This is a genomic window from Anoxybacillus tengchongensis (assembly GCF_014201585.1).
GTDB lineage: Bacteria > Bacillota > Bacilli > Bacillales > Anoxybacillaceae > Anoxybacillus > Anoxybacillus tengchongensis.
Window position 1 is genome coordinate 1 of the sequence record NZ_JACHES010000009.1, and the last position, 20426, is coordinate 20426.

The following is a 20426-nucleotide window of genomic DNA, read 5'->3' on the forward strand; positions in this document are numbered from 1 at the left end:
AAAAGCGCTTACATGAAACAAGTCCATAAAACCATATATAACCAATAAAATCGGTCGAGAAAAAAATCTCCCACAAAGTCTTGACTCAAACAAAAAGTGCAACTAGTGAACAACGATAGGCGAAATGTGGTAAAATAAAGGCGGACATCATAGATGGACGGAGGACAGAAAATGAAAATATATGTGCATACAGCAGAAAAAAAAGAACATGGATGGTACTTCACATGTGAGGCGTCGCTTCAAGGTTTACAGCCAAAACGACATATGCTTGTTGATTCTGATGCGTGTGCGTTTGTATACATATTAGAAGCGAGTGATGCGTTCGTTTATGTCGTCATGCCTAAAGACGTATGGGGGGCGATGAAAGAAGCGCTTCGTACAAACGAGCCGATGTTTCTTGTCGGAAGTGATGCAACGATCGAGCTAGAAGGCATTCATGAAGAAGTGACGTACTTAATTGAAAATATTGAAGGAAATGCAAATTACGGTGAAGAAATGGAACAGGCGGTAACGGCATTTTTTGCATAAGTAGGTGGTTGAATGGAGAGACATTGGGAGTTTTTTTTAGCACCGTACAAACAAGCGGTTGAAGAGTTGAAAGTAAAGCTCAAGGGGATGCGTGCTCAATTTGAAATGCAAGGCATTCATTCACCGATTGAATTTGTGACAGGAAGAGTGAAGCCGATTGCGAGCATTTTAGATAAGGCACAAAAGAAAAATATTCCGCTCGATCAACTCGAACAACAAATGCAAGATATTGCAGGGTTGCGTATGATGTGTCAATTTGTCGACGACATTCAAACGGTTGTCGAACTGTTGCGCAAGCGAAACGATTTTACAATTGTCGAAGAACGAGATTATATTACGCAAAAAAAAGAGAGCGGTTATCGTTCGTATCATGTCGTCATTCGTTACCCGGTACAAATGATTTATGGCGAAAAAAACATTTTAGTCGAAATTCAAATTCGAACGCTAGCGATGAACTTTTGGGCGACGATTGAACATTCGCTAAACTATAAGTATAGCGGCAAGTTTCCTGAAGATATTCGACAGCGATTGCAACGGGCAGCGGAAGCCGCATATTTATTGGATGAAGAAATGTCGAAAATTCGTTTTGAAATTCAAGAGGCACAAGCGGCGTTTTCGCGTAAGCAAGAGGTAAAAGATAACGAGGGGTGAGGCGCGTGAAATTTGCGGTCATATCAAAAGGGGATACGATATCAAACGAATGTATGTATAAAATTCGTACATATTTAATCGATTTTTCCTTAACGTATGATGAAGATGAACCGGATATTGTCATTTCGGTCGGAGGGGATGGGACGTTATTGTATGCGTTTCATCGTTATCGAAGTCGGTTGGAGCAAACAGCGTTTGTCGGAGTACATACGGGGCATTTAGGTTTTTATGCGGATTGGGTGCCTGATGAAATTGAAAAGCTCGTCATCGCCATTGCGAAAACGCCGTATCAAGTCGTCGAATACCCGCTCCTTGAGGTAACGATTCGATATGTGAGTGGCGGGCGCGAGGCAAAATATTTAGCGCTCAATGAATGTACAGTAAAAAGCGTGGGCGGCACGCTTGTCATGGATGTTGAAATTCGCGGAGAATTGTTTGAAACGTTTCGCGGGGATGGGTTATGCATTTCGACGCCATCGGGAAGCACAGCATACAATAAAGCGCTTGGCGGCGCGATTTTACATCCGTCGCTGGAAGCGATTCAAGTGGCGGAAATGGCGTCCATTAACAACCGCATTTTCCGAACGATCGGCTCACCGCTTATTTTGCCAGCGCATCATACGTGTATGTTAAAGCCGGTCAATGACGTCGATTTTCAAATTACGATTGACCATTTATCGCTATTGCATAAAGATGTGAAGTCGATTCAATGCCGCGTCGCCGATGAAAAAATTCGCTTTGCCCGTTTTCGTCCGTTCCCGTTTTGGAAGCGTGTACGCGAATCATTCATTCAATAGAAAGGGATTTGTATGTTTCAACTTCGTTGGATCGTTACACAACAACAAGACGGCATGCTCGTTCGTGAATTTTTGAAACAACAACATATTTCAAAAACAGCGCTCACCGATATTAAATTTCAAGGGGGAAGAATAGAAGTGAACGATATGCCTGTAACGGTTCGTTACGTGCTAAAAGCAGGCGATGAAGTGCGCGTTTCGTTTCCTCCTGAACAAAAAAGTGTACATATGGTCGCTCAGCCGATTCCGCTTTCGATTGTGTACGAGGACGATTATGTTATCGTCGTCGATAAGCCGCCGCATATGGCAACGATTCCGTCGCGTGAACATCCGCAAGGGACGCTTGCGAATGCGCTATTGTATCATTATGAACGACAACATTTGCAAGCGACGGTGCATGTCGTCACAAGGCTTGACCGCGACACATCTGGGCTTGTGCTTGTCGCAAAACATCGCCATGTGCATCATATATTAAGCGAACAACAAAAACAAGGTCGGGTAAAGCGTCGATACGAAGCGCTTTGTCATGGATATGTGACCCCGCTTGTCGGGACGATTGATGCGCCGATTGGGCGAAAAGGAGAAAGCATTATTGAGCGGGAAGTGCGACCAGACGGTCAGCGCGCCGTGACACACTACGCCGTATTACAATATAAAAACGAGATGTCGCACGTGTCGATTCAATTAGAAACGGGGCGCACGCATCAAATTCGCGTCCATTTTTCTTATCTCGGTCATCCGCTCGTTGGCGATGATTTGTATGGCGGTTTTCGGGAGCAAATCGACCGCCAAGCGTTGCATAGTTGTGAGCTGACGTTTTTTCATCCGTTTTTCGAAAAAACGATGACGTTTCATGCGCCGCTCCCTCATGACATGGCCCGTTTGCTTTAGGCAAACGGGCGAAATTTTTCTGCGACATATGGCATCGTTGATGGAACAGAAACGGTCTCCATTTCTGGATAGCGAAGCGCCGTTAATTGTCCGCCGAATACGCAGCCGGTGTCGATGTTGACCGTGTTGTTTAGCCAGCGCGGTTCTTTAACGGGCGTATGCCCATATACGATGAGCGCATCTCCTCGGTAATGTTTTGCCCAATCGCGACGAACGGGGGAGCCGTCTGGATGTTTTTCTCCTGTAATATCGCCGTATAAGACGAACGTTTTTACTTTTTGATTCGATTTGCCAATATAGTCTTCCCGAATGCCCGCATGAGCGATGACGAGTTTGCGATCGTCTAATACGGCGTAAAGTGGTGCGTTTTCGTATAAGTTCATAAACTGTGTGCGAATGCGTGCTTTCGTTTTGTCATCAGCTCGTTCCCATTCAGCAACTGTCGTTTCAAGCCCATGTGTCACTTGCACATTTCGTCCAAGAAAAAAACGATACAATTTGTCGCAATGATTGCCCGGGACGTACACCGCCCCGTGCTGTTTAACGAGTGAAACGACTGTATCGATGACTCGTAACGACTGCGGACCGCGATCAGCTAAATCGCCGACGAAGGCGAGCTTTCGCCCATTCGGATGAATCGGCACATCGTTTTCCCAGACGTAGCCAAGCTTTTTTGTTAATAACATGAATTCATGAAAACAACCGTGAATATCGCCAATCATATCGTACATTTTTTGCTCCTTTCTACAAAAATAGCCGCATACAAGCGGCTATCATTGTTCTGCAGAAAACATAAATTTTTGTGTGCGCGAACGGACGTTTAAGACAAGCCCGATCGCAAGCATATATGTGGCAAGCGAGCTTCCGCCGTAGCTGACGAACGGAAGCGGAAGACCGGTAATCGGTAGTAACCCGATCGTCATGCCGACGTTTTGGAACACTTGGAACGTAATCATGCCGATAACACCTGCGCATAAATAACTGCCGAACGGATCGTGGCATTCTAATGCAATTTGAATCATGCGGTAAATTAATAAGAAAAAGAGCGACACGACGACGCTTGCGCCAATAAAGCCGAATTGCTCCCCGATAATGCTAAAAATGAAGTCGGTATGCGATTCTGGTAAATATACGTCTAAATTTTTATATCCTTTTCCATATAACTCTCCTGAGCCGATTGCAAGCAACGATTTCACAAGCTGAAATCCTTGTTCGCTCGCATATTCATATGGATTTAGCCAGCCGTAAAAGCGGTTTAGCTGGTATTGCTTAATTTTTAACACATCTGGAAAATATAAAAACGCTACGATAAACGCTGTCGCTCCGAGTACAGCGAGACCGACGATGGCGGCGATAATGCGCAAACGAATGCCGGACACGAGAATGAGCGAACCAGCAATCGCCATAAACACCATCGACATCCCCATGTCTGGTTGACGCGCAAGTAAAAAAAGTGGCGGCACGAGCGATAATACGATTTTACCAAGCAATTTTAAATCGTCTTGTAACGTCGGATCATGGTACTTCTCGCGATGGTTGACGATCATACGGCTAATGACGATAATCATAAAAATTTTCATCAGCTCGGACGGCTGAAAGTTTCCGCCCGGCAGGCTGTACCAACTCGTTGCCCCTTTAATCGTTACTGTACCCGGGACGTTTAATTCTAATCCAAGTAAAAGAATGATTCCGAAGCCATATAAATACCAAGCGATTTTAAATAGTCGATCGTAATCGAAAAGCATCGTTACAGCAATGACGACGGCACCAATGACGTACCACATGAGCTGCTTTTGCGCAAAGTTAATATGTTGCAGTTTAGCAGGAAGCGTCTCGCGCGCACTTTCGATGGCGATGGCGCTCACGACTGCGATTAAAAATAAAATAAACAATAAATGATAATCTATTTTCGTTTGAGCCGTTTTTTCGTTTTCCATTGTTGTTCCCCCTGCATTTCATCGTGCATTATCATTTTACATTGTCGGTTGCAAGTTGGCAAAGATTCGCGCATAATAAAAAAAGCGATTTTTGTCGAGAGGAGGGAAACATCATGTTACAAGCTTTATATGATGAAAAGATGGAGGAGTTTCGCCGACAGTTTTTAAAATTGCATCCGTATGATCGGGCGAAGTTTTACGTCGAACAAAGCCCAGAAGTAAGAAAGCGGATGTATGAATATTTATCACCAGCGGAAATGGCGGAAATTTTTGACCATCTCGACATTGAAGAAGATGAATATAAAATTTATTTGTCGGAAATGGATCCGCTATTTGTCGCGCAAATGCTCGCGCACATGTATGCGGATAATGCCGCGGACGTATTAAATGAGCTCGATAAAAAAGAAGTGGCGAATTATTTAACAATTATGGATGATGAAGCGGCGAAAGATATTCAAGGGTTGCTTCATTATAAAGAATATACGGCCGGAAGCATTATGACAACGGAATATATCGCCATTCATGCCAACCAAACGGTGCGTTCGGCGATGCAAATTTTAAAAAAAGAAGCGGCGCAAGCGGAGACGATTTATTATTTGTACGTCGTGAATGAACAGCGTCAGCTCGTCGGCGTATTGTCGCTTCGTGAACTATTGACATCGGATGATGATGAAATGATTGTCGACATTATGAACGACCGTGTCGTGTCCGTATTTGTTGATGAAGATCAAGAAGATGTGGCCCGCAAAATGCAAAATTACAACTTTTTAGCCCTCCCTGTCGTCGATGCGAACAATCATTTACTCGGTATTATTACCGTTGATGACATCGTTGACGTTATTTCGGAAGAAGCGACAGATGACTATTCGAAGCTTGCGGGGGTTCCTGATGTCGACATTCAGCACAATCCGTTGGAAGCGGCGAAAAAACGGTTGCCATGGCTTATTATTTTATTGTTTTTAGGCATGATGACCGCGAATTTAATTAGCCGCTTTGAAGATACACTACAAAAAGTAGCGATTTTAGCCGTGTTTATTCCGCTCATTGCCGGCATGTCAGGAAATACAGGTACGCAGTCGTTAGCGGTCGCTGTACGCCGTCTTGCGATGGGCGATTTAGAAAAAGAAGGAAAGTGGAGTATGATTGCGCGCGAGGCGTTGACAGGATTGCTTATTGGGCTATCGTGTGGCGTCGTCATTACGATTGTCGTGTATGTATGGAAACAACAGTTTTTCTTAGGTGTGCTCGTCGGATTAGCGTTATTTGCAACGTTGACGGTTGCGACAGTTGCGGGGGCGCTCATTCCGCTTTTTATGCATAAACTGCGCATCGACCCTGCTGTTGCCTCTGGCCCGTTTATTACGACGATTAACGACTTAATTAGCATTCTCATTTATTTCGGTTTAGCGACGATGTTTATGGACTATTTATTATAAATTCCCTATTTGAAAGTAGGGAATTTTTTGTTATAATCATATTAATACTAGGTTCTAATAACAAATCATAAAATTAAGGGGATGAACGAATATGCAATTATCATTACAAGGGAAAACGTACGTCGTGATGGGTGTGGCGAATAAACGAAGCATCGCTTGGGGCATTGCACGCGCGCTTCATGCGGCAGGGGCGCGGTTAATTTTTACATATGCAGGTGAGCGTTTTGAAAATGAGGTAAAAAAATTAGTTGCGACGTTAGAAGATGACAGAGCGCTTGTGTTACCTTGCGATGTGACGAAAGATGACGAAATTGAGGCATGCTTTGCGCAAATCAAAGAGCAAGTTGGCGTCATTCACGGTCTTGCCCATTGTATCGCATTTGCGAATAAAGAACATTTAGAAGGCGAGTACATGAACGTCGATCGCGAAGGATTTTTACTTGCGCACAATATTAGCGCGTATTCGTTAACAGCTGTGGCGAAAGCGGCGAAAGAGTTAATGACAGAAGGTGGAAGCATCGTCACATTAACGTATTTAGGCGGCGAGCGCGTCGTGCAAAACTATAACGTCATGGGTGTGGCGAAAGCGTCGTTAGAAGCGAGCGTGAAATATTTAGCGAACGACTTAGGAAAATACGGCATTCGCGTCAACGCCATTTCCGCCGGTCCAATTCGCACGTTATCTGCGAAAGGCGTGGGCGACTTTAATTCGATTTTAAAAGAAATTGAAGAGCGCGCACCACTGCGTCGCACAACGACGCAAGAAGAAGTAGGCGATACGGCACTATTTTTATTTAGCGACTTATCGCGCGGTGTCACAGGCGAAATTATTCACGTCGACTCTGGCTACCACATTTTAGCGCGATAATTTAAAAGCTGTTTGGCATTTGCCAAACAGCTTTTAATTTTTTTACAATTATATGAAATTTATAGAATTATACACTGTTATTTATTATAATACGATTAGTATTTATTAGAAATGGAGGAGAAGGCAGGAATGTTAATTGAGAAAAATTTGGATTCTCACAGTATTACTCACTAACATTTTTGTATTTGGATTTTATGAATCTTTCTCACATGCTTCAGAACTGCCTGTCCAAAAAAACGCAACAGAAGATGCTAAAGAAATTACAGTTCAGTTTGATTTGAAGGATCAAGAAAAACACGAAATCATAGTTGTCGATGAATCTGGAAAAGAAATGACTATTACTATTGAACCGATTATGTTATCCGAAAGAGAGGATTATGGAAGAATAAATCGACCGTCATATCAGCATCTTTTTCCGTACGGGAAATCAACTTATCAAGTAAAAGCAGCGACTCCATATATGGGAATTAGTTATTTTATTGATGTAAATGTTCCTAACAATATTGAAGAATCTAGAATTATTAAAGCGTATTCTTATGATTACTGGATTATCGGTGGAACTCTCAATAATATTTCTTTAAGCTATACAGAAAAAACAGCTAAGTTTTCTGCTGATGTATCATGGTTGGGTGGACTTGGTGGTGCAAATGTTTATGTCAAGGCAACTTTGTCTGGGAACTTGCTTACTATAAGCACAAGAATGTGAAATTTACTACTTAAAACGAATAGATTGAGGATGATTTCTAATGGGTTACTTTTCTCTTGTAGTTATTATCATTATTGTATTTTCATTATTTTTTATTTTGAAATGTTTGTACCATCTAAAGAAAAATAGCGATATACGCATTAAACAAAATGAACAGATTATTCACTTATTAACAGAACAGAGGAAGAAAGATTAATCACAGCTCGTTGTGCTTCTGTAGCGACAACTTGAATGGTTAATTTCATTTTTTCGACTGGCGGAATCAAGCTTTTAGCATGCCCGTTTCTTTTTGCGCATATAGTAGTCGTAAAAAGGAGGGGTGTGGGAATGAAAAAACGTGTGGAAAATGCACCGTTGTTGTATATCGTTCAGCCAAATTTAGGTCCGAAAACGTGTTATATGCAACAAACGTTTCGGACGAAAAGAGAAAAGCCGTCGTATCCGCCACCGTCATTTGCGAATTTTCGCGAGATGGATACGAGCGAGCGCATTGAATTTTTAGCGACGTTGCCAAACGAGCTTCGGCCAGTGACGTGTGAGTTGAAAACGAAAAACAAGACGTATGAAGGCGTTATTCAAACATACGATAAGAAAAAAGTCGTCCTTACGTTAAGTGAGGAAGAAAAAACAATCACGATACCGATCGAACATATCGTATCGGTATCGCTTATTGGCAAATCGTAATATATAAACGTTCAAGCTGCTCGGCTGTGTTTGCGAAGGAAAACGTCGTTTCTGCCCGTTTTCGTCCTTCGTAAGCAAGGGCGAGCGCTTTTTCTTTGTTGTGCAACAGTTCGTTTATGGCGCGGGCGAACGCTTTTGGCGACGCATAGTCGTCAATGACGAGCCCGTTTTTGTGATGTTCGATCACTTCGCTATTTCCGCCGCGGTTTGTCGTAATGATCGGTATGCCTGCGGCCATTGCTTCATAATGCACGCGGGCGAGCGGCTCGTGCCATTGCGAACTGCAAACGAACACATCGCCGATTGTGAATACGTGTGGAATATGTTCAGACGGAATATAGTTCGTAAATTGAATGCGGTCTTTGTAAGGTTTGGCGAGCCGATGAAGAAAGCGAACGTATTCGTTCGGGCGGTTGTCGCTAAACCATTTCCCGCCGACGATGATGAGTTTTGCTTTTGGATGGTGGATTAATACGTGATTCATGCTTTCAATGAGTACATGTACCCCTTTTGTTTCACTTAATCGTCCGATAAATAAAATGACGTCATCGTCTTCGGCAATAAAGCGTTGTCGCATAGTGGTGCGCATTTGTTTTCCTTCGTCTGTCCATGGCGGCGTGTAGCGCGTCACATCAACGCCGGAGTAGACGACTTGAATTTTATCGTCTGGCACATCGTATCGTTTTGTGACGGTGCGTTTCATATACGCGCTGACGGTTGTGATGAGATCCACTTCCGCAATGACTCGTTCGGCAACGTCACGTTTCATTTTCATCGGTGAAAACATATCGTTATGCAAACTTGTGACAAAGCGGCTGTTTGGTGCCGCTTGTTTGTAAAATAACACGTTTGCGGGACGGTTAAACACGTGAATGACGTCAAACGTGCGCTTTTTTAGTTCGTTTACGATATGTTGTTCGTACTGTTCTTTTGGTACACGTACGTATTCGATGCCATCACGTATTTCGTATATCGGAAGCGAAGGGTCGGTAATGGAAAAAATGGTGAGCGAACGTTTTTCGGCAAAAAACGGGGCGATGCCATCAATCAAGAGTTGAATGGCGCCCCCTTTCACTGCAGGCGACGGCAATTTTTCTGTACAAATGAAGGCGATGCGCATAACTACCTCCCGTAAAGCGAGCGAATATATTCGACTTCGCGGCGTAATCCTTCTTGCAATGATACGTTTGGAGCGTACGAAAGGATGCGTTCCGCTTTCGAAATGTCTGCCCACGTATGTTTCGGTTCACCGATCGCTTGATTCATATATTGTTTGTTTGCTCGTTTACCGATCATTTCTTCAAGGGTGGCGATGACGTCGTTAATAGATGCGCGCTCTTTTCCGCCAATATTGAACGTTTCGCCAATCGCTTTGTCGTTGCCAAGCACAGCGAGCGTGCCATCAACGCAATCGGAAATGTACGTAAAGTCACGCGTTTGTGTGCCGTCGCCAAAAATGGTGATCGGCTCATCAAACAGCATTTGGCGAATAAAGCGGTGAAACGCCATATCAGGTCGCTGGCGTGGACCGTACACGGTAAAGTAACGCAAAATCGTTATCGGTACGCCAAACTCCGAGCCGTATACGTGGCATAAATGTTCACTAGCAAGCTTCGTTATGCCGTACGGTGAAAGCGGAGTCGGGGTCGTCTGTTCATGCACGCGTCCATGTTTTTCGCCATAAACGGATGACGTTGACGTATAAATGAACTGTTTTGGGCGGTGTTGTTTACACGCTTCAAGCAATCGTTGTGTCGCTAATATGTTATGTGTCGTATATAAATCAAATGATGTTCCCCAGCTCGTGCGCACGCCCGGCATGCCAGCCAAATGATAAATGACGTCGACTCGTTTGACGATGTTGTCAAGCGGCAGCGACAAAAGATCGCCTTCGATCCATGTGAAACGGTCATGTTTTTTTAACGTGTCTATCGTTTTTTCTTTCCATTTTTTTGGCGTAGGCCCGATGAAACAATCGATGCCGATGACATGATGGTGCTGTAACAATGCCTCGCATACGTGCGAGCCGATAAAGCCAGCCGCTCCGGTAACAAGTATATTCATCCGCGTCCCACCCCGACATAGTTTAATCCTGCTTGTATGACATCGTCCCGTTGCAAGCAATTTCGCCCGTCGATCACGACGTTTCCGTTCATCGTTTGTTTTACTTCTTCCCAGTTTAACTGTTTATACGCATCCCAATCGGTCGCAACAATGAGCGCATCCGCTTTTTGAAGCGCTTCATGTATTGTTTTCGCTTGCTTTACATTGACGTCGTTTGGAACAACAGCTTTCGGATCATGGGCGATGACATCGGCACCGAGGGCGTGCAATTTTTTTATAAACGACAAAGCAGGCGATTCACGAATATCGTCTGTGTTCGGTTTAAAGGCGATGCCAAGGACGGCAATCCGTTTGCCAGCAAGTGCTCCTAACGTTCGTTTCATTTTTTGAATGTACCAATGGATTTGCGTATCGTTAATCGTTTTCGTCGCTTCTAACATATACGGGCGCACCATTTGTTCATATGCCATTTGTATGAGCGCTGTCACATCTTTCGGAAAACAAGAGCCACCGTACCCAATACCCGCTTGTAAAAAATGTCGCCCGATGCGTTCGTCAAGCCCGATGCCTTTGGCGACATCGACAACGTCGACGCCGTACGCTTCACAAAGACGTGCCATTTCGTTAATAAAGGAAATTTTCGTTGCTAGAAAGGCGTTGGCAGCATATTTAATCATTTCCGCGCCGTTTAAACTAGTAACGACATATGGCGCATGAATGCCAGCATATAATGTTTGCATAACGGAAAGGGAACGATCATCATCGTCACGTAAGCCGATGACGATACGGTCGGGATGTAACGAATCGTAAATGGCAGAGCCTTCGCGTAAAAATTCAGGGTTCGAGACGATGCGCACATGTTTTCCTTCATTTTTTAAGCGTTTATATATGCGTTCGTTCGTTCCGATCGGGACGGTACTTTTCATGACAAGTGTTTGATGATCGCCTATATATGGAATAAGCGTATCCATGGCGCGATGGACGTACGAGACGTCTGGTTTTCCTTTTAAATCTGGCGGTGTGCCGACGCAAATAAAAATGACGTCTGCTTCTTGTATATGTTGTTCGTTGTGATGAAAAAAAAGCCGACTTTTATAGTCGGTTAACAACTCAGCTAAACCCGGCTCGTAAATCGGAACATTCCCGCGCTGTAAGGCGGCAATTTTTTGTTCATTTTCATCGATGCAATGAACGGTATGCCCAAGTTTAGCAAGAACAGCTGCTGTTGTTAATCCGACATAACCGGCACCAATTATACAAACGTTCATAAGTTCACTTCCTTTATTCGTCTTCGTCTTCTGTTTTTTTCGTTCCAACTGTTGTTGTTTGTTCAGTTGCCGCAACGAGCGCTTCGGTTGGAAACTCCACTGCGACGATGTCACGGCAGTTGATGATCATTGATTTTCCGCCGTGTTCATAAAATGGGTCGACGATGATGGTTAATGTTTTCGATGTTGTGTCTAGTTGAACGAATTGAGCGTTATAGTATGTTTCTTTGTTCGTATGCACGTGCAACTCTGTTCCTTCACTTAATGTCGTAAACGTAGCGCATATATGTTGTACGTGACGTTGGCGAGCTAAAAAATCTTTGCTGAAAAAAATGTTATACACAGTTTCACATCCTTTTTTGTGAAATGACTCATTGCATTATATGTGAAACAATAAAAAACGGAATAGGCGAACGTACTGCATGTTTTTTACATAAGCAACATAAAGTGAAGCGAGGAGGCGAGAGAATGGATGCTTTTCACTTTTTTCTTTTATGTATCGCTTCATTTCGTTTGACGCGCTTACTCGTATATGACCGCATTACATCGTTTTTGCGTGCGCCGTTTCATGATGAGTTCGAGCAAGATGGAGAGACGTATATTGTCGTGAAAGGAACGGGGCTAAAAAAGTGGATCGGGGAGTTGTTAAGCTGTCATTGGTGCACAGGCATATGGTGTGCAACAGCACTGTATGTCGGAGCGATATATATGAAGCCGATCGTCATGCCGATTGTTTCCGTGTTAGCCATTGCAGGATGTGCGGCGTTTATTGAAGTTATGATTCAAAAATGGAGCCAATAAAAAAAGCGGGCGAATGCCTGCTTATTTATTCATAACGATATGATTCACAGATGATACCCCTTGTTTCAGTTGGCGGAAATAAACGAACCCTTCGACGACAACCGTTTGTATGACGCGCAATTCAAATGACGGAAAGCGCAGTTGTTCATTTGGTAAAAGCGTCGTTTCATCGATCGGTTTTAGCCAATATTCCCCGTCTTTTATTTTTTGACGCCAATCTTCGACTGCAAACGTCCAGCCATCTTCCTCTTGCAGTTGGCGAAATGAAAATTTTCCGCTGAATTGAGCGTGATCGGCAGGGCGGAGACGAAGGCAAATGATCGGGTCATGGAGCGGCGTATTGCCGATATTTTCAATGACGAAATCGCCAATAATCGTCACATGTTCTTCTTTTTCTTCTGGGATCATGACCGCATATGCAAAATAGGCGTTGGCGCGCACGATGTCTTCTTTTTTTATTTCTTTTTTTCGTTTTTTTTCTTCCTCAAGCGCCACCTCGTAAAAAAGAAGTTGTTGTTTCAGATGCTCAATCGTTCGTTCGTATTCGTCCATTCGTTCAAGCTGTTTTTGTACGTATTCGTTGCGCAGTTGCTCGCGTTTCAGTTCTGTTTCCATCAGTTGTAATAGTTGTTTATATTTTGCCACTTCCGAGCGATAATGAATAATTTTTTGTTGCAGTTGAATATGTTGGTTGTTCATCTCCTCCCCCCTATAAGCATTCTGGACATCCTTGCCAACCATTTGGAGTCATATGACTTGGTGGAACGATAAACATCGAACAAATGAAAAATACGACCCATATTTTTTTCGTCATTTCATGTCATCCCCTCCTTTTGTTGTTTCAATATTCATTTTATTTTATCATATGTCATATATACCAAAATAAAGGTGTGATTGAATGAGAACATCGTTTTCTATTTTGACTACAATCGTATTTTTATTTTTTGTTCCATATGCAGCAAGTGAAAAAACAGGCGTGCCATATATGGAATGGACGTTTCTCGTCGGTGTGATGGCCACAAGTTTTCTTTTTTATATACATGGAAGTGGATATATGTGGAATAGGTCTTCAGAAGAAGTGAAAAATACGTGCTATCGTTCTTATTCCTTTTGGATGGCTTGCACATATACGGTAATCAGCTACATGTTGAACATATAAAAGAAGCAGGCTGTATGTGAGCCTGCTTCATTCATTAATGTGCTGGGAATACTTCTGGGCATTGTGGTGGGAATTTGTCTGTTGGGCAAAGTGTTGCTTCTAAAATTTCTTCGCGCGGTTGGCAGTAGCGTGCTTCGACTTCAAGTTTCACGTCTGCTTCCATTTGCACTTCTAAGCATAATGTAATGGATACATCAAGCTGTGAGAAGTTGTCAGTGCAAATTAAACTTGCGTCACATTCGAAAAACGAAATGTGGCAATCGAGCATTGTGCCTTCTGGTGCGCATAAGATAAATGTTTGTGCCGTGGCAAATGGGATTGGAGAAGATTCGCAAACAACGTGACCGTTCGCATTGACAACTTGCACGACAACGTGACCTTTCACAAGCACTTTCACTTTTTGTAATGTCACTGTATCGCCTGATGGAAGTGTGACGTGAACAGGTTGGCGTCCATTTGGTTGTAAAATTTCTTGGCAAATGAGTGCATTGTTGTCAACTGTTTGGTCGATGCGGTTTCCTTCATCGTCTGTTAAGAAGCAGCGAATCGAGAAATCGCCAGCACTTAAGCCGTTTGATGCGAAAAAGTCGCAAACCGATTGCCCGTGGCGTGGACATTTGCTTTCAGGAAAAATATTTTCCAAATCCCCATTTGAAAAACTACGCAACGGCACATCGACTTGACGAGTAACCCAGTCATACACTTTGCGTGTTTTAATACACACTTTTTCTTTACGCTCTTTATGATGCGTCATGCCTCGTTCCTCCTATTTCAGTTTTTCCCGTCGCATGTATCGGGACTACTGTATAGTATGAGAAAGGTAGGTAAGTGTGCAGGGATATGTGCGGAATTTTTTTGTCATAAATGAGCGCCATGTTGAATTGTTATGTAGTAGAAAGGGGTGGGCATATGCAAAATGAGCTAGACGTGTTGCGGGCGGAAAATGTGTTGTTAAAAGAATTAGCAGCGTTAAGTGAGCAACGTTATCAAGAAATTAAACGGTTAAAAAAAGAAAACGAAGAGCTAAAAAAGCAGCTCGAACAAATAACAAAACAAGTATTTGCACAAGGAACAGATTCATGGTTTATGCACAATATTAAGCGACAACAAACGTTGAAGCATAGCGGACAATTGCCGATGGCGACTCCATTTTCATTTGCGGAAAAAAAGAAATAGGGAAAACGCATAGTCGCTTGCTCCATTTTTTTCATATGCTATTGTATCTTACACATGTGGAGGGGTTGCAAATGGAAAAGAAAAAACCGATTGTCCTCGGTGGATCGCAAACAGCGAAAGTATATACGTCCTCACCAGCACCTGTGAAAAAAACAGGTGGTTGCGGATGTGGGAAAAAGATGAAAAAACAATAGCATAGGGGAGAGAAACATGGAGCGCTTTAAAAATTATGGGTTATGGCTCGCGATCGGTTCATTTATTCCACTTTTGCTTCAAACGTTTGGGGTCGATTTAGATTTAGGAAAATATGAGCAATTATGGAATGCGTTTTTAAGTATTTTAGTGATGGCTGGGATTTTGAATAACCCATCGCTCGGTAAAGGATATCGCGATAAATGTTAGCTCCTTTCAGGGGCTATTTTTTTTTGTATAACTTTTTCGCATAGGTGCATGCTATGGTGTGAAAAAACAAAGGAGGTTGTCATTATGACTGTCGCCAGTTCTGTGAAACAAACGTTAGCGGGATTAAAATCGGCGCAAGCAAGCTTTGAAACGTTTGCGTTGCAAACAGAAAATGAAAAAGCGAAGCAATTGTATCAACAAGCAGCACAACAAACGCAAGCTATCGTTGATTTATTATCGCCACGCCTGCAAGAAATTGAACAAGAAGAGCCACAATATAAACAATAAGTGAATCGGGTGTCCCATGCGGACGCCCTTTCGTTACATGAATAGAAAGGTGAACGCCATGAAAAAATGGTTTGTACTCATTTCCGTTTTTTTACTCATGAGTTGTGCGCATGAACAAAAAGAACAACAACAATCGCTTCAACAAGAAAACATCACAAACGTCAGCCATGATGGAAGCGCGAAACGAAGCGACCAACAACATGCCGAAAAAGCAGTACAGATGTTAAAGGCACGCGAAGATGTGAAAGATGCGGTTGCCGTTCAAGCAAACGGTCGATTGTTAGTTGCGTATCAAGTGAAACATTTGCATCGCTTTCGCATGAAACAAATTGAAAAAGAGGTAGGCAAAGCGCTGAATGAACAATTTCGCGAAAAAGTGATCGCATCGCACGATTTAAAAATTTTTTGGAAAACGAAAGCGTTAAAACAAAAAATCGAAACGAAAAACATAAGTGAACAAGCGATCGAAAAAGAAGTGACGGTCATTCAAAAATTAAGTGAAGAACAAACGTAGTGAGGTGAGAGGATGGCAAACGAAAAACGAAAAAATTTAACACCCGTTCAACAAGAGTATCATCAGTTTGAACAAGCGCGGGAAACGAAGCGCCCGGTGTTGAAAAACTGTGTGCGTGCCTTTTTTGTTGGTGGATTCATTTGCGCGATTGGTCAAGCCATTTCCTATTTTTATATGTACTTTTTCGACTTTACGGAAAAAACAGTCGGCAATCCAACGGTGGCTACCATGGTGTTTCTTGCAATGTTGTTAACTGGTTTTGGTGTGTACGACCGATTGGCACAATTTGCTGGGGCAGGGAGCGCGGTGCCTGTCACCGGGTTTGGCAACGCCGTCATTTCGGCTGCGATTGAACACCGAACGGAAGGGTTTGTGCTTGGCGTTGGTGGAAATATGTTTAAACTAGCAGGTTCGGTTATTTTATTCGGTACGTTTTCTGCCTTTGTCGTGGCGCTCATTAAAACGATTGCGATCAAATGGGGTGGACTCGGATGATGAAAGGACATCGTACGTGGGTATTTGAAAACCGTCCAGTCATCGTCGCCACTGCGACAGTCGGCGGACCGTTTGAGGCGAACGGAAACATTGCTGATGATTTTGACTTATTGCATGAAGACCTTTGGCTCGGGGAAGATTCGTACGAAAAAGCGCATAAAGTGCTATTTGAAGAAGCGTTTTTTCAGGCGATGAAAAAAGCGCGCATTGAAAAAGAACACGTGCAATTTATTATTGCTGGCGATTTAATTAATCAAATGACGCCGTCAAGTTTTGCGGCGCGCACGCTTAGCACTCCGTATCTCGGCGTATTTGGCGCTTGTTCGACGTCGATGGAAGCACTTGCGTTAAGTGCATTTATCGTCAACTATGGTGGGGCGAAGTACATATTAACAGGTGCTGCGAGCCATAACGCTGCGGTTGAAAAGCAGTTTCGCTACCCGACCGAATACGGAGGGCAAAAGCCGCCAACCGCGCAATGGACGGTGACCGGAGCAGGCGTGGCGCTCGTCGGGAGTGAAGGGGACGGCCCGCGCATTACAGCTGCAACGATCGGTCGCGTCGTTGATATGGGGTTGACCGATCCGTTTAATATGGGCGGAGCGATGGCGCCAGCGGCAGTCGATACGATTGAAGCCCATTTACGCGATATGCAAATGGATGCGTCGTATTACGATGTAATTGTGACAGGCGATTTAGGAAAAATCGGACGCACCGTCTCGCTTGATTTACTACGAAAAAACGGGATGGAGCTAGAAGAGGAGAGGTATCAAGATTGCGGATTAATTATTTACCGCGAGGGGCAGCCGGTGTTGTCGGGAGGAAGCGGGGCAGGATGTTCGGCGACCGTTGTATACGGACATTTGTTGAATCGGATGAAGCGTGGGGAAATCAAACGCATGCTCGTCGTCGCGACAGGGGCGCTTTTATCGCCGCTGACGTTTCAACAAGGCGAAACGATTCCGTGCATCGCGCATGCGGTAGCGATTGAGTATGGAGGCGATCATTTATGATGGCGATGTTTTTTTGGGCGTTTGTCGTTGGAGGGCTTATTTGTGTCATCGGACAAGTGATGTTTGATGTATTTAAACTTACACCTGCGCATACGTTAAGCGCGCTCGTCGTTGCTGGTGCGATTTTAGACGGGTTTGGGTTGTACGAACCGCTTATCGATTTTGCCGGTGCTGGTGCAACGATTCCGATTACAAGTTTCGGCAACGCACTCGTGCATGGGGCGATGCAAGAAGCAGAAAAACACGGCATCGTCGGGGTGTTAACGGGCATGTTTGAAGTGACAAGCGCCGGCATTTCGGCAGCAATTGTGTTCGGTTTTATCGGAGCATTATTATTCAAACCGAAAGGATAGAGGAACATGACGATCGGTTCACAAGTAAAACAAAGTTTAGCGAACATGAAAGCGATTCATGCGACGTTACAGCAATTAGCGCTTACTTCGACAAACGATGAGGCGCAACGTGCGTTTCATGAAGCGATGCTTGAAACGGAACAAATGATTGCGGCGCTCAAAGGGCGCATTTCGACGCTTGAGCGCGAAGAGCCGCAATATAAGGGGATGTAGGTATGCCAGCATGGTTAGAAGTTGCGATTCGCTCGATTTGTATTTTAATTGGACTGTTTGTTATTACAAAATTATTAGGGAAAAAACAGTTGTCGAAGCTATCATTTTTTGAATATATCGTCGGCATTACGATCGGGGATATTGCCGGCTCGATGTCGATGGATTTAGATATTCGGTTAACGGAAGGGATAACGAGCATTTTAATTTGGTCGCTTTTCCCTGTCGCCATTTCAATCATTTCGTTGCGAAGTAAAAAATTTCGCGATTTCGTTGAAGGCAATTCCACCGTTTTTATTAAAAACGGAAAAATTTTAGAAGACAATTTGAAAAAAGAAAAATATACTATAGATGAATTGCTTGAACAGTTGCGGAAAAAAGATGTCTTTCGCGTCGCGGATGTCGAATTTGCGACGCTCGAAGCAAACGGCGACTTAAGCATTTTATTAAAACGTGCCAAACAGCCGCTGACGATTGGGGACATTCAACCTTACGTCCCTGAAGAAAAAGAACCGCAAACGGTCATTATGGACGGCGAAATTTTAGACGAACCGCTTGCCACAGCCCGTTTAAACCGCGGCTGGTTAAAACAGCAACTCGATCAAATGGGCGTTGCTGTCGAAAACGTCTTTTTAGCGCAAGTCGATTCGTACGGCCAACTGACCGTCGATTTATACGACGATCGCATTCAAGTACCAGAGCCGCAACAAAAGCAACTATTGCTCGCATCGATGAAAAAAGCAGAAGCGGACTTCGAACTATTCGCCTTGCAAACAAATGACAAAGAGGCAAAACAAATGTACGAACAACAAGCGAAACAAATGCAGCAACTTATTCAAAACTTACAGCCATTTCTTCTGTGAAAGATGAATACAACAACATGAAACATAAAAAGACGATCCCAGACTGTTATTCACGGTTGTTTGTTATATTAGACGGTGTGAAGCGTACAGGAAAAGTCGAGATGCCATAAAAAGAGGCTGACATCCTTTGTCAGCCTTTTATCGTTTGCAGAAACTCCTCCACTTGTTCGCGTGTTTTGGCGTTGGCGCTATGTAAGTGGGCGATTTTTTCACCGTTTTGGAACACAAGCAAACTCGGAATGCCCATGACGTTGTATGTTTCTGCGATGTCTGGCACGTCATCGCGATTGATGTCATACCATGTAAATTGTGGATAAGCGGCGATCACTTCGCCGATAAATTGATCCATGCGCACGCAATCGGGACACCATGTTGTAAAAAATTTCACGACAACGGGTGTGCTTGCTGCGATCGCTTGTTCAAATTGTTGTGCGTCTTGTAGTCGTTTCATGTTGACACGTCCTTTCTTTTTATTTCGCCTTTTATTTTAGCACATATTGACGTTTGTTACGTATGAAAAAGCAAAGGGGGGGGAGATGATGAATCGGTTGGAAAAAGAACTGCAATCGTATACGCGCAACAAACACGCAAAGCACGATGCGCTCATGAACGCGTTTGACACGTGGGGAAAAGAAGTAGAAGCGACGTTAAAAAATCTCGAAAACATAAACGGTAAGCTATTTCAACAATTTGAAGCAAACATGAGCGATGCTGAAGCGTTTTTTGCGAAAAAAGAAAAGCAGTTCGCGCGGATGTTTCAGCATTTTTTATAAGTGCCCATACCAAATTCATTTCGATGCATATGATGTAAGCGACAACGTTCAAGGAGGTGGAGTCTCATGGGCTTCGGATATTGCGGATATGGTTACGGTGGCTACGGCTACGGCGGCGGATACGGTTCAACATTCGTGTTGATCGTCGTATTGTTCATCTTATTAATTATCGTTGGTGCAGCGTTCGTTCACTAAGAAGAGGCGTTCCAAAGGGCATACCTTTGGAACGTTTTTTTTTGTTTTTCATATGCTGAAAAAGAAAAGCGAAGGAGGCGGAGAAAGATGGATCAACATTTTTTTAAAAACATCGAAAAGAAAACGGGCGTCAATATGCAAGATATTTTTGCTCTTGCGAATTCTTTACAACATGCGAACTTTAAAGACGAAAAAACGGTGCGTGGCATCGTTAAACGCGTCGCTCAAATTGCGAATCGCAACGTGCCGAAAGAGTTAGAAGATAAAATTGTGCAGTCGATCGTCAATAACGGAAAACAAATTGATTTCAATACGATTGCGAATATGATGAATAAAAAATAATGAAAAAGCGAA

The 20426-nt window shown here is 43.5% G+C and carries 32 protein-coding genes; 23 read left to right on the forward strand and 9 right to left on the reverse strand.

The genetic code is table 11. From position 1 onward, the window contains the following. Positions 1-153: 153 nt before the first annotated feature. Genes HNQ82_RS10190 through HNQ82_RS10205 form a run of 4 tightly spaced genes read left to right on the forward strand, consistent with a single transcriptional unit; the run spans position 154 to position 2867 of the window. Positions 154-528, forward strand: coding sequence for a UPF0738 family protein (locus HNQ82_RS10190; protein ID WP_183249336.1), 375 nt, complete (start codon positions 154-156; stop codon positions 526-528). A 12-nt stretch (positions 529-540) separates the two neighbouring features. Then, positions 541-1179, forward strand: coding sequence for a GTP diphosphokinase (yjbM, locus tag HNQ82_RS10195; RefSeq protein ID WP_183249338.1), 639 nt, complete (start codon positions 541-543; stop codon positions 1177-1179). 5 nt (positions 1180-1184) lie between these two features. Next, complete coding sequence (locus tag HNQ82_RS10200; protein WP_183249340.1) at positions 1185-1976, forward strand: NAD kinase; 792 nt, start codon at positions 1185-1187, stop codon at positions 1974-1976. Between the two features lie 12 nt (positions 1977-1988). Then, positions 1989-2867, forward strand: a complete 879-nt coding sequence (locus tag HNQ82_RS10205; protein WP_183249342.1) for an RluA family pseudouridine synthase — start codon at positions 1989-1991, stop codon at positions 2865-2867. Here the strand turns inward: HNQ82_RS10205 and prpE are convergent. Beyond that, entirely contained in the window at positions 2864-3598 is a 735-nt protein-coding gene (prpE, locus tag HNQ82_RS10210) for a bis(5'-nucleosyl)-tetraphosphatase PrpE (RefSeq protein WP_183249344.1), read from the reverse strand. The two genes, HNQ82_RS10205 and prpE, sit on opposite strands and share 4 nt — an antisense overlap. 42 nt (positions 3599-3640) lie before the next feature. Next, a complete protein-coding gene (locus HNQ82_RS10215; RefSeq protein ID WP_183249346.1) occupies positions 3641-4804 on the reverse strand; it encodes an FtsW/RodA/SpoVE family cell cycle protein in 1164 nt (387 codons plus the stop codon). Between the two features lie 113 nt (positions 4805-4917). Between HNQ82_RS10215 and mgtE the strand changes: the two genes are divergently transcribed. The 4 genes from mgtE (at position 4918) to HNQ82_RS10235 (ending at position 8498) form a co-directional block, all read left to right on the forward strand. Further along, the gene (mgtE, locus tag HNQ82_RS10220) at positions 4918-6240 is read left to right on the forward strand and encodes a magnesium transporter (RefSeq protein ID WP_183249347.1); all 1323 of its coding nucleotides are present in this window, start codon (positions 4918-4920) and stop codon (positions 6238-6240) included. 91 nt (positions 6241-6331) lie between these two features. Next, a complete protein-coding gene (gene fabI, locus HNQ82_RS10225) occupies positions 6332-7108 on the forward strand; it encodes an enoyl-ACP reductase FabI (RefSeq protein WP_032100729.1) in 777 nt (258 codons plus the stop codon). Between the two features lie 136 nt (positions 7109-7244). Beyond that, positions 7245-7814: a DUF5626 family protein gene (locus HNQ82_RS10230; RefSeq protein WP_183249349.1), complete on the forward strand. Its 570-nt coding sequence runs from the start codon at positions 7245-7247 to the stop codon at positions 7812-7814. Positions 7815-8141: 327 nt separating this feature from the next. Next, the gene (locus HNQ82_RS10235; protein WP_183249351.1) at positions 8142-8498 is read left to right on the forward strand and encodes a CotO family spore coat protein; all 357 of its coding nucleotides are present in this window, start codon (positions 8142-8144) and stop codon (positions 8496-8498) included. On the opposite strand, the gene HNQ82_RS10240 is transcribed toward HNQ82_RS10235, so the two are convergent. Genes HNQ82_RS10240 through HNQ82_RS10255 form a run of 4 tightly spaced genes read right to left on the reverse strand, consistent with a single transcriptional unit; the run spans position 8482 to position 12173 of the window. Then, positions 8482-9618, reverse strand: coding sequence for a glycosyltransferase family 4 protein (locus HNQ82_RS10240; RefSeq protein ID WP_183249353.1), 1137 nt, complete (start codon positions 9616-9618; stop codon positions 8482-8484). The genes HNQ82_RS10235 and HNQ82_RS10240 overlap by 17 nt on opposite strands. Positions 9619-9620: 2 nt before the next feature. Beyond that, entirely contained in the window at positions 9621-10562 is a 942-nt protein-coding gene (locus tag HNQ82_RS10245; protein ID WP_183249356.1) for an NAD-dependent epimerase/dehydratase family protein, read from the reverse strand. Next, positions 10559-11878 (reverse strand): UDP-glucose dehydrogenase family protein, encoded by a 1320-nt coding sequence (locus HNQ82_RS10250; RefSeq protein ID WP_343053487.1) that lies wholly within the window; start codon positions 11876-11878, stop codon positions 10559-10561. The genes HNQ82_RS10245 and HNQ82_RS10250 overlap by 4 nt, the downstream gene beginning before the upstream one ends. Continuing rightward, complete coding sequence (locus HNQ82_RS10255; RefSeq protein WP_032100724.1) at positions 11844-12173, reverse strand: hypothetical protein; 330 nt, start codon at positions 12171-12173, stop codon at positions 11844-11846. Before HNQ82_RS10255 ends, HNQ82_RS10250 begins: the two co-directional genes overlap by 35 nt. 125 nt (positions 12174-12298) lie before the next feature. Between HNQ82_RS10255 and HNQ82_RS10260 the strand changes: the two genes are divergently transcribed. Further along, a complete protein-coding gene (locus HNQ82_RS10260; protein ID WP_055440572.1) occupies positions 12299-12631 on the forward strand; it encodes a DUF1360 domain-containing protein in 333 nt (110 codons plus the stop codon). Positions 12632-12652: 21 nt separating this feature from the next. Here the strand turns inward: HNQ82_RS10260 and HNQ82_RS10265 are convergent, their stop codons facing one another. Next, the gene (locus HNQ82_RS10265) at positions 12653-13330 is read right to left on the reverse strand and encodes a hypothetical protein (protein ID WP_032100722.1); all 678 of its coding nucleotides are present in this window, start codon (positions 13328-13330) and stop codon (positions 12653-12655) included. A 199-nt stretch (positions 13331-13529) separates the two neighbouring features. Between HNQ82_RS10265 and HNQ82_RS10270 the strand changes: the two genes are divergently transcribed. Continuing rightward, positions 13530-13790, forward strand: coding sequence for a hypothetical protein (locus tag HNQ82_RS10270; protein ID WP_032100721.1), 261 nt, complete (start codon positions 13530-13532; stop codon positions 13788-13790). A gap of 34 nt (positions 13791-13824) precedes the next feature. Here HNQ82_RS10270 and HNQ82_RS10275 read toward each other — a convergent pair whose 3' ends face one another. Continuing rightward, positions 13825-14544 (reverse strand): BMQ_0737 family morphogenetic spore coat protein, encoded by a 720-nt coding sequence (locus tag HNQ82_RS10275; RefSeq protein ID WP_032100720.1) that lies wholly within the window; start codon positions 14542-14544, stop codon positions 13825-13827. Between the two features lie 155 nt (positions 14545-14699). Between HNQ82_RS10275 and HNQ82_RS10280 the strand changes: the two genes are divergently transcribed. From HNQ82_RS10280 to HNQ82_RS10320, 10 genes are all read left to right on the forward strand, one after another. After that, on the forward strand, positions 14700-14966 hold the full coding sequence (locus HNQ82_RS10280) for a hypothetical protein (protein ID WP_055440388.1): 267 nt from the start codon (positions 14700-14702) through the stop codon (positions 14964-14966). A gap of 71 nt (positions 14967-15037) precedes the next feature. After that, on the forward strand, positions 15038-15160 hold the full coding sequence (locus HNQ82_RS14695) for a hypothetical protein (RefSeq protein ID WP_281380819.1): 123 nt from the start codon (positions 15038-15040) through the stop codon (positions 15158-15160). Positions 15161-15176: 16 nt separating this feature from the next. After that, positions 15177-15368, forward strand: a complete 192-nt coding sequence (locus tag HNQ82_RS10285; protein WP_085789384.1) for a phage holin family protein — start codon at positions 15177-15179, stop codon at positions 15366-15368. 84 nt (positions 15369-15452) lie between these two features. After that, on the forward strand, positions 15453-15656 hold the full coding sequence (locus HNQ82_RS10290) for a DUF1657 domain-containing protein (RefSeq protein ID WP_003395336.1): 204 nt from the start codon (positions 15453-15455) through the stop codon (positions 15654-15656). A gap of 58 nt (positions 15657-15714) precedes the next feature. Continuing rightward, entirely contained in the window at positions 15715-16170 is a 456-nt protein-coding gene (locus tag HNQ82_RS10295) for a YhcN/YlaJ family sporulation lipoprotein (RefSeq protein ID WP_183249360.1), read from the forward strand. Positions 16171-16182: 12 nt separating this feature from the next. Beyond that, entirely contained in the window at positions 16183-16665 is a 483-nt protein-coding gene (spoVAC, locus tag HNQ82_RS10300) for a stage V sporulation protein AC (protein WP_183249363.1), read from the forward strand. Next, complete coding sequence (gene spoVAD, locus HNQ82_RS10305) at positions 16662-17678, forward strand: stage V sporulation protein AD (protein ID WP_183249366.1); 1017 nt, start codon at positions 16662-16664, stop codon at positions 17676-17678. The genes spoVAC and spoVAD overlap by 4 nt, the downstream gene beginning before the upstream one ends. Beyond that, positions 17675-18031: a stage V sporulation protein AE gene (spoVAE, locus tag HNQ82_RS10310; protein ID WP_012575626.1), complete on the forward strand. Its 357-nt coding sequence runs from the start codon at positions 17675-17677 to the stop codon at positions 18029-18031. Before spoVAD ends, spoVAE begins: the two co-directional genes overlap by 4 nt. Before the next feature lie 6 nt (positions 18032-18037). Continuing rightward, positions 18038-18244, forward strand: coding sequence for a DUF1657 domain-containing protein (locus HNQ82_RS10315; protein WP_183249368.1), 207 nt, complete (start codon positions 18038-18040; stop codon positions 18242-18244). A gap of 2 nt (positions 18245-18246) precedes the next feature. Then, positions 18247-19104 carry a DUF421 domain-containing protein gene (locus tag HNQ82_RS10320; protein WP_183249370.1) on the forward strand — a complete coding sequence of 286 codons (858 nt, stop codon included), beginning with the start codon at positions 18247-18249 and terminating at the stop codon, positions 19102-19104. A 130-nt stretch (positions 19105-19234) separates the two neighbouring features. Here HNQ82_RS10320 and HNQ82_RS10325 read toward each other — a convergent pair whose 3' ends face one another. After that, complete coding sequence (locus HNQ82_RS10325; protein ID WP_183249372.1) at positions 19235-19555, reverse strand: thioredoxin family protein; 321 nt, start codon at positions 19553-19555, stop codon at positions 19235-19237. An 88-nt stretch (positions 19556-19643) separates the two neighbouring features. On the opposite strand from HNQ82_RS10325, the gene HNQ82_RS10330 reads away from it, so the two are divergent. From HNQ82_RS10330 to spoVIF, 3 genes are all read left to right on the forward strand, one after another. Continuing rightward, positions 19644-19877: a hypothetical protein gene (locus HNQ82_RS10330; protein ID WP_183249374.1), complete on the forward strand. Its 234-nt coding sequence runs from the start codon at positions 19644-19646 to the stop codon at positions 19875-19877. Positions 19878-19943: 66 nt separating this feature from the next. After that, complete coding sequence (locus tag HNQ82_RS10335) at positions 19944-20072, forward strand: YjcZ family sporulation protein (protein ID WP_009362140.1); 129 nt, start codon at positions 19944-19946, stop codon at positions 20070-20072. Between the two features lie 87 nt (positions 20073-20159). After that, positions 20160-20414, forward strand: a complete 255-nt coding sequence (gene spoVIF / locus HNQ82_RS10340) for a sporulation-specific transcription regulator SpoVIF (RefSeq protein ID WP_032100708.1) — start codon at positions 20160-20162, stop codon at positions 20412-20414. Positions 20415-20426 lie beyond the last annotated feature (12 nt).

What these genes read in the sequence shown, in the direction of transcription:
- HNQ82_RS10190 (WP_183249336.1), top strand. Translation starts at nt 154, where the DNA reads ATGGACGGAGGACAGAAAATGAAAATATATGTGCATACAGCAGAAAAA.
- yjbM (WP_183249338.1), top strand. Translation starts at nt 541, where the DNA reads ATGGAGAGACATTGGGAGTTTTTTTTAGCACCGTACAAACAAGCGGTT.
- HNQ82_RS10205 (WP_183249342.1), top strand. Translation starts at nt 1,989, where the DNA reads ATGTTTCAACTTCGTTGGATCGTTACACAACAACAAGACGGCATGCTC.
- prpE (WP_183249344.1), bottom strand. Translation starts at nt 3,598, where the DNA reads ATGTACGATATGATTGGCGATATTCACGGTTGTTTTCATGAATTCATG.
- HNQ82_RS10215 (WP_183249346.1), bottom strand. Translation starts at nt 4,804, where the DNA reads ATGGAAAACGAAAAAACGGCTCAAACGAAAATAGATTATCATTTATTG.
- mgtE (WP_183249347.1), top strand. Translation starts at nt 4,918, where the DNA reads ATGTTACAAGCTTTATATGATGAAAAGATGGAGGAGTTTCGCCGACAG.
- fabI (WP_032100729.1), top strand. Translation starts at nt 6,332, where the DNA reads ATGCAATTATCATTACAAGGGAAAACGTACGTCGTGATGGGTGTGGCG.
- HNQ82_RS10235 (WP_183249351.1), top strand. Translation starts at nt 8,142, where the DNA reads ATGAAAAAACGTGTGGAAAATGCACCGTTGTTGTATATCGTTCAGCCA.
- HNQ82_RS10240 (WP_183249353.1), bottom strand. Translation starts at nt 9,618, where the DNA reads ATGCGCATCGCCTTCATTTGTACAGAAAAATTGCCGTCGCCTGCAGTG.
- HNQ82_RS10245 (WP_183249356.1), bottom strand. Translation starts at nt 10,562, where the DNA reads ATGAATATACTTGTTACCGGAGCGGCTGGCTTTATCGGCTCGCACGTA.
- HNQ82_RS10260 (WP_055440572.1), top strand. Translation starts at nt 12,299, where the DNA reads ATGGATGCTTTTCACTTTTTTCTTTTATGTATCGCTTCATTTCGTTTG.
- HNQ82_RS10265 (WP_032100722.1), bottom strand. Translation starts at nt 13,330, where the DNA reads ATGAACAACCAACATATTCAACTGCAACAAAAAATTATTCATTATCGC.
- HNQ82_RS10270 (WP_032100721.1), top strand. Translation starts at nt 13,530, where the DNA reads ATGAGAACATCGTTTTCTATTTTGACTACAATCGTATTTTTATTTTTT.
- HNQ82_RS10275 (WP_032100720.1), bottom strand. Translation starts at nt 14,544, where the DNA reads ATGACGCATCATAAAGAGCGTAAAGAAAAAGTGTGTATTAAAACACGC.
- HNQ82_RS10280 (WP_055440388.1), top strand. Translation starts at nt 14,700, where the DNA reads ATGCAAAATGAGCTAGACGTGTTGCGGGCGGAAAATGTGTTGTTAAAA.
- HNQ82_RS14695 (WP_281380819.1), top strand. Translation starts at nt 15,038, where the DNA reads ATGGAAAAGAAAAAACCGATTGTCCTCGGTGGATCGCAAACAGCGAAA.
- HNQ82_RS10285 (WP_085789384.1), top strand. Translation starts at nt 15,177, where the DNA reads ATGGAGCGCTTTAAAAATTATGGGTTATGGCTCGCGATCGGTTCATTT.
- HNQ82_RS10290 (WP_003395336.1), top strand. Translation starts at nt 15,453, where the DNA reads ATGACTGTCGCCAGTTCTGTGAAACAAACGTTAGCGGGATTAAAATCG.
- HNQ82_RS10295 (WP_183249360.1), top strand. Translation starts at nt 15,715, where the DNA reads ATGAAAAAATGGTTTGTACTCATTTCCGTTTTTTTACTCATGAGTTGT.
- spoVAC (WP_183249363.1), top strand. Translation starts at nt 16,183, where the DNA reads ATGGCAAACGAAAAACGAAAAAATTTAACACCCGTTCAACAAGAGTAT.
- spoVAD (WP_183249366.1), top strand. Translation starts at nt 16,662, where the DNA reads ATGATGAAAGGACATCGTACGTGGGTATTTGAAAACCGTCCAGTCATC.
- spoVAE (WP_012575626.1), top strand. Translation starts at nt 17,675, where the DNA reads ATGATGGCGATGTTTTTTTGGGCGTTTGTCGTTGGAGGGCTTATTTGT.
- HNQ82_RS10315 (WP_183249368.1), top strand. Translation starts at nt 18,038, where the DNA reads ATGACGATCGGTTCACAAGTAAAACAAAGTTTAGCGAACATGAAAGCG.
- HNQ82_RS10320 (WP_183249370.1), top strand. Translation starts at nt 18,247, where the DNA reads ATGCCAGCATGGTTAGAAGTTGCGATTCGCTCGATTTGTATTTTAATT.
- HNQ82_RS10325 (WP_183249372.1), bottom strand. Translation starts at nt 19,555, where the DNA reads ATGAAACGACTACAAGACGCACAACAATTTGAACAAGCGATCGCAGCA.
- HNQ82_RS10330 (WP_183249374.1), top strand. Translation starts at nt 19,644, where the DNA reads ATGAATCGGTTGGAAAAAGAACTGCAATCGTATACGCGCAACAAACAC.
- HNQ82_RS10335 (WP_009362140.1), top strand. Translation starts at nt 19,944, where the DNA reads ATGGGCTTCGGATATTGCGGATATGGTTACGGTGGCTACGGCTACGGC.
- spoVIF (WP_032100708.1), top strand. Translation starts at nt 20,160, where the DNA reads ATGGATCAACATTTTTTTAAAAACATCGAAAAGAAAACGGGCGTCAAT.